Source organism: Ruegeria intermedia, from assembly GCF_900129345.1.
GTDB classification, from domain to species: Bacteria; Pseudomonadota; Alphaproteobacteria; order Rhodobacterales; family Rhodobacteraceae; genus Ruegeria; species Ruegeria intermedia.
In genome coordinates this window covers 1-13,134 of the sequence record NZ_FQVK01000025.1, presented here as the reverse complement: position 1 = coordinate 13,134, position 13,134 = coordinate 1, and the positions used below count along the sequence as shown (strand labels likewise).

13 protein-coding genes and 1 pseudogene are annotated in these 13,134 nt (G+C 62.1%); 10 read left to right on the top strand and 4 right to left on the bottom strand.

Annotated features, from left to right (window positions below):
• Positions 1-111: 111 nt before the first annotated feature.
• Positions 112-258 carry a hypothetical protein gene (locus tag F3H26_RS19505; RefSeq protein ID WP_005978904.1) on the top strand — a complete coding sequence of 49 codons (147 nt, stop codon included), beginning with the start codon at positions 112-114 and terminating at the stop codon, positions 256-258.
• Positions 259-583: 325 nt separating this feature from the next.
• On the top strand, positions 584-1,429 hold the full coding sequence (locus F3H26_RS15665) for an urea carboxylase-associated family protein (RefSeq protein ID WP_149776945.1): 846 nt from the start codon (positions 584-586) through the stop codon (positions 1,427-1,429).
• Positions 1,430-1,460: 31 nt separating this feature from the next.
• Here F3H26_RS15665 and deoD read toward each other — a convergent pair whose 3' ends face one another.
• Entirely contained in the window at positions 1,461-2,171 is a 711-nt protein-coding gene (gene deoD, locus F3H26_RS15660) for a purine-nucleoside phosphorylase (protein ID WP_149776944.1), read from the bottom strand.
• A gap of 579 nt (positions 2,172-2,750) precedes the next feature.
• Positions 2,751-2,999: a hypothetical protein gene (locus tag F3H26_RS15655; protein WP_149776943.1), complete on the bottom strand. Its 249-nt coding sequence runs from the start codon at positions 2,997-2,999 to the stop codon at positions 2,751-2,753.
• 510 nt (positions 3,000-3,509) lie between these two features.
• Between F3H26_RS15655 and F3H26_RS19500 the strand changes: the two genes are divergently transcribed.
• On the top strand, positions 3,510-3,665 hold the full coding sequence (locus tag F3H26_RS19500; protein WP_188127793.1) for a hypothetical protein: 156 nt from the start codon (positions 3,510-3,512) through the stop codon (positions 3,663-3,665).
• A 314-nt stretch (positions 3,666-3,979) separates the two neighbouring features.
• On the opposite strand, the gene F3H26_RS15650 is transcribed toward F3H26_RS19500, so the two are convergent.
• Positions 3,980-5,944, bottom strand: coding sequence for a protein meaA (locus F3H26_RS15650; RefSeq protein ID WP_149776942.1), 1,965 nt, complete (start codon positions 5,942-5,944; stop codon positions 3,980-3,982).
• 146 nt (positions 5,945-6,090) lie between these two features.
• On the opposite strand from F3H26_RS15650, the gene F3H26_RS15645 reads away from it, so the two are divergent.
• The 7 genes from F3H26_RS15645 to F3H26_RS15615 all read left to right on the top strand — a co-directional run bounded on the left by F3H26_RS15645 (position 6,091) and on the right by F3H26_RS15615 (position 12,987).
• Positions 6,091-7,476: a 1-acyl-sn-glycerol-3-phosphate acyltransferase gene (locus tag F3H26_RS15645; RefSeq protein WP_149776941.1), complete on the top strand. Its 1,386-nt coding sequence runs from the start codon at positions 6,091-6,093 to the stop codon at positions 7,474-7,476.
• 112 nt (positions 7,477-7,588) lie between these two features.
• A complete protein-coding gene (gene ccrA / locus F3H26_RS15640; RefSeq protein ID WP_149776940.1) occupies positions 7,589-8,875 on the top strand; it encodes a crotonyl-CoA carboxylase/reductase in 1,287 nt (428 codons plus the stop codon).
• A 205-nt stretch (positions 8,876-9,080) separates the two neighbouring features.
• Positions 9,081-9,299: a hypothetical protein gene (locus tag F3H26_RS15635; protein WP_149776939.1), complete on the top strand. Its 219-nt coding sequence runs from the start codon at positions 9,081-9,083 to the stop codon at positions 9,297-9,299.
• Positions 9,238-9,957 (top strand): helix-turn-helix transcriptional regulator, encoded by a 720-nt coding sequence (locus F3H26_RS15630; RefSeq protein WP_149776938.1) that lies wholly within the window; start codon positions 9,238-9,240, stop codon positions 9,955-9,957. Before F3H26_RS15635 ends, F3H26_RS15630 begins: the two co-directional genes overlap by 62 nt.
• Before the next feature lie 82 nt (positions 9,958-10,039).
• Positions 10,040-10,678 (top strand): acyl-homoserine-lactone synthase, encoded by a 639-nt coding sequence (locus F3H26_RS15625; protein WP_149776937.1) that lies wholly within the window; start codon positions 10,040-10,042, stop codon positions 10,676-10,678.
• Between the two features lie 51 nt (positions 10,679-10,729).
• On the top strand, positions 10,730-12,262 hold the full coding sequence (locus F3H26_RS15620) for an ATP-dependent DNA helicase (RefSeq protein WP_149776936.1): 1,533 nt from the start codon (positions 10,730-10,732) through the stop codon (positions 12,260-12,262).
• Positions 12,259-12,987, top strand: coding sequence for an SDR family oxidoreductase (locus tag F3H26_RS15615; RefSeq protein WP_149776935.1), 729 nt, complete (start codon positions 12,259-12,261; stop codon positions 12,985-12,987). The genes F3H26_RS15620 and F3H26_RS15615 overlap by 4 nt, the downstream gene beginning before the upstream one ends.
• Here the strand turns inward: F3H26_RS15615 and F3H26_RS15610 are convergent.
• A pseudogene (locus tag F3H26_RS15610) lies at positions 12,984-13,134 on the bottom strand (IS5/IS1182 family transposase); the annotation flags it as partial. The gene F3H26_RS15615 and the pseudogene F3H26_RS15610 sit on opposite strands and share 4 nt — an antisense overlap.

The following is a 13,134-nucleotide window of genomic DNA, read 5'->3' as shown; positions in this document are numbered from 1 at the left end:
CGTTGCGGCAAGTGCATGGCCCACATGCGAAATCATCGGATGTGCGCCGCCCCGGTCGGGCTTATGTTCGGCACTGGGGAGGAGTGACGGATTGGAAACAGGATCACTCCGATGAAAACCGAAAACAGCACCGCCAAAACCGATGCAGCCGAAGCCCTGAAGTTGCTGGAGCAGGCCTGGGCCTATTACACGCCCGAGCCGGCGGACCACGCCGAGGACAAGGAGCCCGAACTGTTCGAATACGCCAACGCGGCCTGACCTGCGGCGCGGGCTGGGCTTGAACACCGGCACGATGTAAGCGAAGCAGAGGCATGCCTGTTCTTCTGCTTCTGCTCGCCGCCGGTGTATTCGCCTATTTCTTCTGGCGTTCGCGCACCTCCGCGCTGACGCGCGACTGTCGGTGGCGGCGACGCCGGAAGGACGGGACTTGGAGCTGTGCTTTCTGCGGCGCCGTATCCCGATCCGAGGCGCAGCCGAACCGGTGCGCGCGAACCAAAACCTGACATTTTGGCGCCAGCGACTCCTTGGGGTTTCCCGCTGCCGCGATCTGCGTCACTCTGTCGAAAACATGGACGGACGCAGCATGACGAACCCACCACCCGACGCCGCCGCCCGCCGGGCCATCGCTCCGGTGATCTGCTATCCCAATGACAGCCTTCCGGCGCCGGACATGCCGCTGCTTGCGGCGGCCCGGTCAACCGCGCGCAAAACGGGCGAGGTTCTGGTGCCGCCACGTGACGCGCGGTGTTTCAAGGTTCCGGCCGGGCATTTCTTTCGCATTACTTCGGTCGAGGGCCCGCAGGTCGGTGACCTGAACCTGTGGAACCTGCACGATCTGTCCGAGCGGTTCTATTCCGGCAAGACCCGCGCGCTGCACGGAACCCACGTGACGACGGGCGAGCGGCTGTGGTCCAGCTTTCCCCATCTGCGCCCGATGGCGACGATCGTGGCCGACACGCTGGACTGGTACGGCATCGACGAATATGGCGGGTCGGTGCACGATGTGATCGGAACGCGCTGCGACCCCTACACCGGCAACCTGCTGTCGGGCTCGCAGTATCACCAGTGCTGCCATTCCAACCTGACCCGGGCGCTGGCCGACCATCTGGGCCTTTCGCTGGCCGAGGCCGAGCCGGCCATCCACGACGTGCTGAACGTGTTCATGTGCACCGGCTTCACCCGCGATACCGGGCAGTATTTCATGAAGGCGTCGCCGGTGCGTCCGGGCGACTATCTGGAGTTTTTCGCTGAAATCGACCTGTTGGGCGACCTCAGCGCCTGTCCCGGCGGGGATTGCTCGGCCGAGCATTCATCGGACGCCGCCGCCTGTCATCCGCTGTTGGTCGAGGTATTCGCGCCTGCCAAAGGTGCGTTGACCGGATGGCAAAGTCCGGCGCCCAATGGGTATGATCGCTCGCACGGGCGCTGAGGCCCGGGAATAGCCCCCGGGCCGGTTGGTCTCAGGCGTTCGGGAAGGCGGCCTGCAGCGCAATTTCCACCATGTCGCCAAAGCTGCTCTGGCGCTCGGACGAGGGCAGGGCCTCGCCGGTCAGCAGGTGATCGGACACGGTCAGAACCGCCAGAGCGCGGCATTTGTGCCGTGCGGCCAGGATATACAGCTCGGCGGCCTCCATCTCGACACCCAGGATGCCGTGGCGCACCATCTGCTCGTTCAGGTCGGGGCGTTCGTCATAGAACACGTCGGATGAGTAGATGCCGCCGACATGCGTCGGGGTGCCTTTGGCCTCGGCCGCCTGCACGGCCGCCTGCAACAGCGACCAGTCGGCGCAGGGCGCGAAGTTGATCTCTTTCATGATGCCCCGAGACGGCGTGCTGAGCGTCGTTGACGTCATCGCAATGATCACATCGCGCAGCTTGACGTTTTCCTGCATGCCACCGCATGACCCAATGCGGATCAGGGTCTTGGCACCATAGTCGCGGATCAGCTCATTGACGTAGATCGACAGCGAGGGCATTCCCATGCCGCTGCCCTGAATGGTGACCGGATTGCCTTTCCATTCGCCGGTGAACCCCAGCATTCCGCGCACATCATTGATCTGGCGCACATTGCTCAGAAAAGTCTCTGCCGCCCATTTCGCGCGATAGGGATCGCCGGGCAAAAGCACGGTTTCGGCGATATCACCCTTATCGGCACCAATATGAATTGTCATTTTGACGTTTTTCCCGTTCAGATTGGCCTTGTTGCACAAGTCGGGGTTCAAGCAGAATATCCCTTTCCCCGGACAAACCTACCCTATGGACACTTTGGCGGGTATGCCAAGTGCAGATTGGCGGTCGGAGCCGCGACACGTACTTGGATTGCCACGATCTACCGGTCGCGGTACCCCGGCATCAAGGGTTCGCCAGGGTGTTTCGCTCCGCTCGCGACCGCGTCCAAGCCAAAGCCGAAAAACAGAGTTGCACCAACCGGCGGGATACTATCCACGGTTCGCAAGGACTGACAAACGGGCTGAGCCGTCGTCAGGATTCCGCTGACCCCGGTACGGTTTCTTCGATATTGTGCCGCTGGATGACAAAAAGACCGGCGCGATCCCGAGACGCCCCCTATCTGATCTCGTATGCGTGATTGCAGGGTTTCGGAAACAGAATCGTTTGCTCCGAGTTGAAAGAGATATCTCAAAGGCAAATGGGCAAGGAAAAACCTCGGTGGGGTGTTTCCCCCATGGACGCCGCCGTGTTCCTTTCAGAGAGACGCAAATGAGATTTGCCGCCGTCCATGGCCCGGCATGTCACCCTGGGGTGATGCCCCGCGTGCGGAAGATCACCGCCTTCAGCTTTCGGCTGATCGCCCGTGCTGGATCATGGGCGTCAACTCGCGTGGCCAGAATGCCTTGCGCTCTCGTCCTGTCACTCAGCGACAGCGAACAGAAACAGTGTTGCTGGCTCAAATCCGCGACCGGTTTCGCTTTTCCGGCGGCAGCCATGGCCGTCTGCGCCGGGCCGAGAAACTGAAAGAAACCGGATCCGATGTCGGGCATCGCCGCGCCGGCCGCCCAAAGCAGGAGAATGGCATCGAACTGAAGCGAATCAAGAGGTGGAGGGCCACGACCGACAGCCGGCACAGATTCGAAATCGCGTCGCCCCCTTTGAATCAAGGCTTCGCTGCTGATCGCCCAAGGGCTGCATTCATCCCACCGACGGTGGCTCCAATACGGTTCACGCGATTGTCGGAAGCTTTTGCGCCGACATGGCTTCAAGATTCCGCTGACCGGAGTCGGCAATCGTTGTTACAACCGGCGGTCGAAGCCTGGCACAAGCCAATCAAGTCAATGCCTCGTGGCGCCGGGGTCGCCACTTTTGAGCTCAAGAACGGGTTCTGCAATCCGGGAAGACACCACTCCGCCCTCCGCTGAAAAAGCCCTCTGGCCTTTGAAAGAAAGACCACTTGAATGAGAAGCCGGTGCGGCACGAAAACATGAAGGACCCGCTGCGTCGACGTCGCCGAAAAATTCTCGCGCGGGGCTTCGATCTCACATCTGATTGGCGCGGTGCTGACCGAGGAGAACGACCAATGGCGGGCCGCCAGCCCGTACATGCAGGTCGAGGTCTTTGCCCAAACCGGCCACGAGGAGATGAACCCGATCCTCTGCATCGAAGCCGGCCGACCATGCCCGCAGACCACACGACAGATATCGCCGACCTGAGGGACGTGACCCGAAAAAATCCGAGATGGCGTGCGGCGGCAACTGCATGTTCAGGACGAAACAAGCCTGAAACGAGGGGCAATTGGAACTCTGCTGCAGACAACGCATGCCGTTCGGTGGCGGCATCCAGACCATCTCAGCGTCGAACCCGGGCTTACGGTGATCCAACCGGCATGGGCACCGTGTCAGTCGGAGGGCATTTTCCCGGCACGCCCTCCAGCCATCATCTTGGATTCAAACAACGAGTCTCCCACCTGAAATTCGCGAGAAAGCCAGCCCGAACGGAAGCGGGCCTGTGAAACCGAATGTGGATATCAGGCAGCCAGAGTTTCCGGGTCAGCCAAAGAGATGATATCGCCCATGATCGCATTCAGTTCGAAATTCTTGGGCGTATAGACATTGGCAACACCCATCGATCTGAGGCGATCCGCGTCCTCGTCCGGGATGATGCCCCCGACGACAACCGGAATATCACCCAAGCCGGCTTCGCGCAGGCGTGTCATGACTTCCTGGACCAGCGGCAGGTGGCTGCCGGACAGGACCGACAGCCCGATCACATGGGCCTGCTGTTCGATGGCCGACTCCACGATTTCCTCGGGGGTCAGGCGAATGCCGTCATAGGTGATATCCATGCCGCAGTCGCGGGCGCGGAAGGCGATCTGCTCGGCGCCGTTGGAATGACCGTCCAGCCCCGGTTTGCCGACCAGGAATTTCAGGCGACGCCCGAGGCGGTCGCTGACCGCATCCACCGCCGCGCGCAGATCGTCCAGACCCTCGGTTTTGTTCGAGACCGACCCCGAAACGCCCGTCGGACCGCGATAGGTGCCAAAGACGCGGCGCATCTCTTCGGCCCATTCGCCGGTGGTGACGCCGGCCTTGGCTGCGGCGATCGAGGGCTCCATGATGTTGGCACCCGATTGCGCGGCGGCGCGCAGATCGGCCAGAGCCGCGGCCACGGCGGCCTCGTCGCGGGCGGCACGCCAGTCGTTCAGGCGCGCGATCTGTTCCTGTTCGACCGCCGGATCGACGACCATGATCCCGCCATCCTCGGTCTGCAACGGCGAGGGTTCGCCCTCCGTCCAGCGGTTCACGCCGACGACGATGGTTTCATTGCGCTCGATCCGGTTGAGACGCTCGGCGTTGGAATCCACCAGCCGCGATTTCATGTAGTCGATCGCCGCAACCGCACCACCCATCGAGTCCAGATTGGCCAGTTCAGCCCGGGCGCCCTGCTTCAGTTCCTCGACCTTGGCGTCGACCACCGGGTTGCCATCGAACAGGTCGTCGTATTCCAGCAGGTCGGTCTCATAAGCCAGGATCTGCTGCATCCGCATCGACCATTGCTGGTCCCAGGGGCGCGGCAGGCCCAAGGCCTCATTCCACGCTGGCAGTTGCACCGCGCGGGCGCGGGCCTTTTTCGACAGCGTCACGGCCAGCATTTCGATCAGGATGCGATAGACGTTGTTCTCGGGTTGCTGCTCGGTCAGGCCCAGCGAGTTGACCTGAACGCCATAGCGGAACCGGCGGAACTTGGGGTTCTCCACGCCATAACGTTGTTGCAGGATTTCATCCCAAAGGTCGACGAAGGCCCGCATTTTGCACATTTCGGTGACAAACCGGATGCCCGCATTCACGAAAAACGAGATGCGGCCGCACAGCGCCGGAAAATCCTCGGCCGGAACGCGGGGGCGCAGCTCGTCCAGTACCGCGATGGCAGTGGCCAGCGCATAGGCCAGCTCCTGCTCGGGCGTCGCGCCGGCCTCTTGCAGGTGATAGGAACACACATTCATCGGGTTCCATTTTGGCACGTTCGAGTAACAGTACTCGGCGACGTCCGCGATCATCTTGAGCGAAGGTTTGGGCGGGCAGACATAAGTGCCGCGGCTCAGGTATTCCTTGATCAGGTCATTCTGCACCGTGCCCTGCAGCTTGGACACATCGGCGCCCTGTTCCTCGGCCACCGCAATATACAGCGCCAGCAGCCAGGGGGCAGTGGCGTTGATCGTCATCGAGGTGTTCATCTGCTCCAGCGGGATCTGGTCGAACAGCACCCGCATGTCGCCCAGGTGGCAGACGGGCACCCCGACCTTGCCGACCTCGCCCCGTGCCAGGGTGTGATCGCTGTCATATCCGGTTTGCGTCGGCAGATCGAAGGCCACCGACAGGCCGGTCTGCCCTTTGGACAGGTTGGATCGGTAAAGCGCGTTCGAGGCTTTGGCCGTGGAATGACCGGCATAGGTTCGGATGAGCCAGGGGCGGTCTTTCTGCGTCTGCGTCATGGTCAGAGCCTCATGCGTCGATGGGTAACAATATTTCTCTCATGGGTTCTAAAGCGCAATTTTCAGCACATGTCAATTCGCTGCGTTGCGGCATGTACCGTGTGCTGCCGATTGTGACGGCGGCGGTTTGATGGCACTGTGCCGGCATGACGCAGACCGTTGAGTTGCCAATTTGGCTGTTTGTTCTGATCGTGGTGTTTGCTGCGGTCACTTTTGCCTCGCATTTCCTGTTCCCGTCGGTGCGCTGGTTCTTTCGCCGCCGGCTTGAACGCGCCGTCGAACAGCTGAACCAGCGCCTGCAACGGCCGATCCAACCGTTCAAACTGGCGCGGCGGCATGACATGATCCAACGCCTGATCTACGATCCGCAGGTGGGACGTGCGGTGCAGCAGCATGCCAAGGAACACGGGGTGCCCGAGGCGGTCGCGTTCGAACAGGCCCGCCGCTATGCGCGCGAGATCGTGCCGTCGTTTTCCGCCTTCACCTATTTCAGCTTTGCGATCCGGCTGGCGCGGTGGCTCAGCAATGCCTTCTACCAGGTGCGACTCAGCTATGCCGACGAACAGGCGATCAGAGACATCGACCCGGATGCGACGGTCGTGTTCGTGATGAACCATCGCAGCAACATGGATTATGTTCTGGTGACCTATCTGGCCGCACGGCATTCGGCGCTGTCCTATGCGGTCGGCGAATGGGCGCGGGTCTGGCCGCTCAGCCGGCTGATCCGCGCAATGGGCGCCTATTTCATCCGGCGCAGGTCCGGCAGCGAACTGTACCGGCAGGTCCTGGCCAGCTATGTCCGCCTGGCCACCAACGCCGGCGTCACGCAGGCGATGTTTCCCGAAGGTGGTCTGAGCCTGACCGGGGCGCTGGGGCGGCCCAAGCTGGGGCTTCTTAAATACATCATCGACGGAACGTCGCCGGATGGTCGCGACGTCGTGTTCGTGCCGGTTGCGCTGAACTATGACCGGGTGCTGGAGGATACGATTCTGACCGCCGCCGCCCTGGGCAGCGAACGGCGGTTCCGCGCGCGGATCGGCGTGATCACGAGATGGTGTCTGAAGCAGCTGTGGCGCCGTATCATCGGGCGCTACAAGCGGTTCGGCATGGCGTCGGTGCGTTATGGCCGCCCCATTTCGCTGCACGAGTTTCGGCGACAGGGCAGCCGTGATCTGATGACGGATCTGGCCCGCGAACTGATGCGCCGGATTGGCCGGGCGATTCCTTTGGTACCAGCGCCCGCCGCGTGTTGGCTCGTTCGCGAGAACGGCCCCATCTCCGAGGCTGACGTTCAGTCACGCATCGCCGGACTGATGCGGCAGGAAGGGGCCACGGAGGAAGATCTGGAGGCCGTCTCTCCGGCGATCGAACAATTGGTCGAAAGACGAATACTGCGCAGAAACAACGGCATGTTGTCGCCCTCGGTCGAGCGGGTGGAGTTGATGCAGTACTACGCGGCTTCTGCTCCGATCGGCCCGGACCCGGAGGATTCTGCAGATGCGAAGGATATTTCTGCGGCCGCAAGGTCATAAAATTACAAACTTGACCTAAAACGGGTTGCAAAATTACTCTGCGGTCAATATCCCAGCCTATGAAGCGCGCGATTCTGCGTCGCGGCGAACATGTTTGACAGAGGAGGCCACAATGGCTTTGGACACCGACAGCGGCATCGCGTCCTACGAGGCACCGGAAAAAGACCTCTACGAGATGGGTGAAATCCCGCCGATGGGATATGTGCCCAAAAAAATGTATGCGTGGGCCATCCGCAAGGAGCGCCACGGTGAGCCCGACACTGCGATGCAGTTGGAGGTGGTCGATGTTCCCAAGCTGGACAGCCACGAAGTGCTGGTTCTGGTGATGGCGGCGGGTGTCAACTACAACGGCGTCTGGGCCTCGCTCGGCAAGCCGATCAGCCCCTTTGATGGCCACAAGGCCCCGTATCACATCGCGGGCTCGGATGCGTCGGGCATCGTCTGGGCGGTGGGCGACAAGGTGAAACGCTGGAAGGTCGGCGACGAGGTCGTGATCCACTGCAACCAGGACGATGGCGACGACGAAGAGTGCAACGGCGGTGACCCGATGTATTCACCCAGCCAGCGCATCTGGGGCTATGAAACGCCCGATGGGTCGTTTGCGCAATTCACCAACGTGCAGGCACAGCAGCTGATGCCGCGCCCCAAGCACCTGACCTGGGAAGAAAGCGCCTGCTACACGCTGACGCTGGCCACTGCCTATCGGATGCTGTTCGGGCACGAGCCGCATGATCTGAAGCCGGGCCAGAACGTTCTGGTCTGGGGCGCGTCGGGTGGTCTGGGCTCTTACGCGATCCAGTTGATCAACACGGCCGGCGCCAACGCCATCGGCGTGATCTCGGACGAAAGCAAGCGTGACTTCGTCATGGGGCTGGGCGCCAAGGGCGTCATCAACCGCAAGGATTTCAACTGCTGGGGCCAGTTGCCCACGGTCAACACACCCGAATACGCCGAGTGGTTCAAGGAAGCCCGCAAATTCGGCAAGGCGATCTGGGACATCACCGGCAAGGGCGTGAATGTCGACATGGTATTCGAGCACCCCGGCGAAGCCACCTTCCCGGTCTCGACCTTCGTGGTGAAGAAGGGCGGCATGGTGGTCATCTGCGCCGGCACCACCGGTTACAACCTGACCTTCGACGTACGCTACATGTGGATGCACCAGAAGCGCCTGCAGGGGTCGCATTTCGCGCATCTCAAGCAGGCGTCGGCCGCGAACCGGCTGATGCTCGAACGGCGGTTGGATCCCTGCATGTCCGAGGTGTTTCCCTGGAATGAACTGCCCGAAGCCCACATGAAGATGCTGCGCAACGAGCACAAGCCCGGCAACATGTCGGTTCTGGTTCAGGCCCCGCGCACTGGTCTGCGCACCCTCGAAGAGGTCCTGGACGCCCGCGGTTGAGCGGGGTGCCCTGACACATCAACGCTCGCGAATCGCTCCGGCGCCTCGCGGGCGTTTTCCGTTCTGCAGCCCCTTCTTGAACTTCAGACGCTTGGAGATTTCCGACCCGCCATTTTTGGGGAGTAGAAAGCAGCGAATATGCAACAAAACCACACACATGTTATGGTTGTGTTAACCCTTCGTTAACTGTTTCGGAGCGACCCTGATGGCGCAGAATGAGTGGATACTGGACGTACTGTCGGACCTCAACGCCTTCGCAGTTGCCAATGGGCTGACGGCTTTGGCGGAACAGCTTGATGACACGAAGCTGATTGCAGCGGCCGAGATTGCGTCCCTCGAGCGTGAGGCGCGGGCACCGTCGAATGGGAACGAAGTTCGATTTGAGTCGGGTCCTGGAGGACTTGGAAAACACCAGCACGCTTGACGAGCTGGGCGCGGTTGCCGTCGGGCTTCGCGACAAGCTGAAAATCGATCACATCGTGTATCACTGGGTCGATGGTGGCGGCGACCAATATGGGTGCACGACCTATCCCGACGCCTGGGTCGCGCGCTATCAGGAGCGCAACTATCATCGCATTGACCCGGTCATTCTGGGGTGTTTCCAACGGTTTCAGCCGGTTGACTGGAAAGCGTTGGACTGGTCGGGCAAGGTCGCCAAGGCCTTTTTGAAGGATGCGTTGGCGCACGGGGTCGGCAATCAAGGCTACTCGATACCGATCCGCGGCCCGAATGGCCAGTTTGCCCTCTTTACCGTGAACCATTCATGTACGGATGACGCGTGGCAGGCCTTCATCGGCGCGTATGGCCGCGAACTGATCCTGATCGCGCACTATTTCAACCGCAAGGCGCTGGAATTCGAGCGGTCCCGGCAACCGGACTCGCCGCGCTCGCTGTCGCCGCGCGAAATTGACGCCATGACCCTTTTGGCCCTTGGCTACAGTCGGGCTCAGGTCGCGCATTCGCTGTCGATCTCCGAACACACGCTGCGGGTCTATATCGAAAGCGCGCGAGCCAAGCTGGGGGCGTTGAACACCACACATGCTATCGCAAAAGCCCTCAGCCGGGGATTAATAGTGGTTTAAGGGCCGCGCGGCCCGCACATAGTTAATTAACCATGGCTTTGTACCCCCTTCGTTCCAGCACTGGACGACAAGGGGAAAAGTCATGCTGCGTTATTTATACGCTGACGAACTTCACAAATTTCCGAAATTGGCCGAGGGGATGTTTCGCGACCGCGCCGATCAATTCAAGACCCGCCTGGGGTGGGACGTTCACGTCAACGAAAAAGGCGAGGAGCGGGACCAGTATGATGATCTGAACCCGCTGTATGTGATCTGGGAAGAACCGGATGGCAGCCATGGCGGGTCCATGCGAATTCTGCCGACGACGGGCCCGGTCATGGTGACTGACGTATTCGGGCATCTGACCGGAGGCCAGCCGATTCGCAGCCCCCTGATCTGGGAAGTGACCCGGTTCTGCCTGTCGCGCGGTGCCAGTCCGCACACGGCCGGTGCCATCATGCTGAGCGGCGGCGAGGTGATGGAGGGCTTTGGCCTGACCCACATCGCGGGGGTCTTCGATGCGCGCATGATTCGCATCTATCGCCTGATCGGGTCGTCTCCGATCGTGCTGGGGTCAGAGGGAACCGGGCGCGACCAGATTTCGGTGGGGCTGTGGCCTTACTCGGCCGAGGACTGCAACCGCGTGGCCGAGCGGGCGGGCATCCCACGCGAGCTGTCGCGGCTGTGGTTCCGAACGGCCTTCGGACCGACGGCCCGGCACCGGTTTGCACTGTCTGCCTGACGTTGGATTCCGCATCTGGCGCCGGCTGGCGCGGCCTTGTAGGGTCGCGCCATGTCTCTGCCCAAGGTCACATTTTCCGCAGATCAGGCCGCCGCCTTCGACAGCATCACCCAGATGCTGAAAACCGCTGGTGTGGACCTGGACGACGATGCGCTGCTCAAGCTGCCCGGCCAGGGCGAATCGGGGGTCATGGCGGTGATCGGCAAGGCCGGGTCGGGCAAGACCCTGCTGTTGGCCGAACTCTACAAGGCGCTGGCCGAGACCGGAGTTCAGATCGTTTCGGGCGACTATGAAAGCCGCAAATCGAAGGACAAGCGCAGCCTTGCGATTCTGGCTCCGACCAACAAGGCCGCCAGCGTGTTGCGGTTGCGCGGTGTTCCGGCCACCACCATTCACCGGATCCTCTACACGCCGGTCTATGATCCGGAATACGAACGGATCGCCGAGTGGCTGGCGGGCAACGACGACCGCCCCGAGATCGAAGGCCTGACCGACGAGGCGTTGGACCGCGCGGCCGCGTTCTATGCCAACAACAAGTCCATCCCCGGTGCCCTGGCCGCCGCTGGCCTACGCGGATCGGATTTCATCACCGGCTGGAAACGGCGCGACGAGCCGCTGGATATCGGGTTCGTCGATGAGGCCTCGATGCTGGATGACCGCCAGTTCGAGGATCTCAAGGAGATCTTTCCCACCCTGCTGCTGTTCGGAGATCCGGCGCAGTTGGCACCGGTGAACCAGTCCGGGTCGATGGTGTTCGATGCTTTGCCCGAACCGCGCAAGCTGATCCTGAACCGGGTGCACCGGCAGGAGGCCGACAACCCCATCCTGGATCTGGCCCATGCGCTGGCCGATCCGGCCATGGGGTTCGAGGATTTCGAACGCCTTGTCGAGCAGACCGCCCGCACGGATGACCGCGTGGTCTGGGGCCAGCGGGTCGAGGTCGACCTGATGGCCCGCAGCCCGGTTCTGGTCTGGCGGAATGCGACGCGTATTCGGCTGATCCAGGCCTTCCGCCAGGTGCATGGCGCCCCCGAGACCGAGCTGTTGGAAGGCGAACCGTTGATCTGCGACGGGATCGAGCTGCCGCTGAAGCACCGCAAGAAGCGGCTGGACCTCGAGGCGCGCGGGCTGATCAAGGGCGCGCAGGTGATCTATCTGGGGCCGGGGCGCAAGCCGGGGTTCTCGCGGCTGCATGTCATGGGGGCCGAAGACCCGCAGGTCAGCGCCGCGTCGATCGTGCAGATCGAAAAACCCGACGAGGAAGAGCCCTTCATCCCCTTTGCCGCGCGCATGGGGGCCACGTTTCTGCATGGGGCCGCCGTGACGATCCACAAGGCGCAGGGCTCGCAATGGGACACGGTGCAGGTCTTTGCCCCTGACCTTTACGCCGCCGCCCGCATGGGCCGGACCGAGGCGGGGCAACCCCTGTGGAAACGGCTGGCCTATGTGGCCATCACCCGGGCGCAAGAGCGGCTGATCTGGGTGGTGCGCAACCGGCTGTCCAAGCCAAGCCATCCGTTGCGGGTTGACGACCTGCGCGCGGTCCCGGCCGCAAAACTTACGCTGGAGGCGGAGGAAACATGAAAACGATCATCGTAACCGGGGCAAGTTCGGGCATCGGTCGGGCCACCGCCGAGCTGTTTCTGGATCAGGGCTGGCAGGTCGGCCTGCTGGCGCGCAGCGCGGACAAGCTGAGCCAGATGGCCGCCGCGCGCGAAAACGCCATTCCGCTGGTGGCTGACGTGACCGACCCCCAAGCGGTGTCAGCGGCCTTCGATGAATTTCAGGCGAAAGCCGGGCGGTTGGACGTTCTGTTCAACAACGCGGGTATTTTCGCGCCCGCAGGCACGATCGACGAAATCGCGCTGGACGACTGGTATCAGAGCGTCAACGTGAACCTGAACGGGATGTTTCTGTGCGCCCGTGCCGCGTTCGGCGCGATGCGGCGGCAGAGCCCGCAAGGTGGACGCATCATCAACAACGGCTCGATCGCGGCGCATGTGCCGCGCCCGAATTCGGTGCACTACACCGCCACCAAACATGCCATAACCGGTTTGACGCGCAGCCTGTCCCTGGACGGGCGGGCCTTTGGCATTGCCTGTGGTCAGATCGACATCGGAAACGCGCGTACCCCGATGGTGCAGGCTCTGGTCGAACGGGCCATCGCCGAAGGGCGCGAGCCGGACCCGACGATGGCGGTCGAGGATGCGGCCCGGTCGGTTCTGCACATGGCCTGCCTGCCGCCCGAGGCAAATGTTCAGTTCATGACCGTCATGGCCACCACGATGCCCTATATCGGCCGCGGCTAGGTCACCGACTCATAGACGCGCGACCAGATGCGTGTTGCGGCGAGTTTGACTGGGGCGAGGAAGTTGGCGTCATGTTTCTCGTATCTGGTGGCGATGGCCCTGTAGTGCTTGAGCTTTGAGAAAAACCGTTCGATCCGGTTGCGCCGC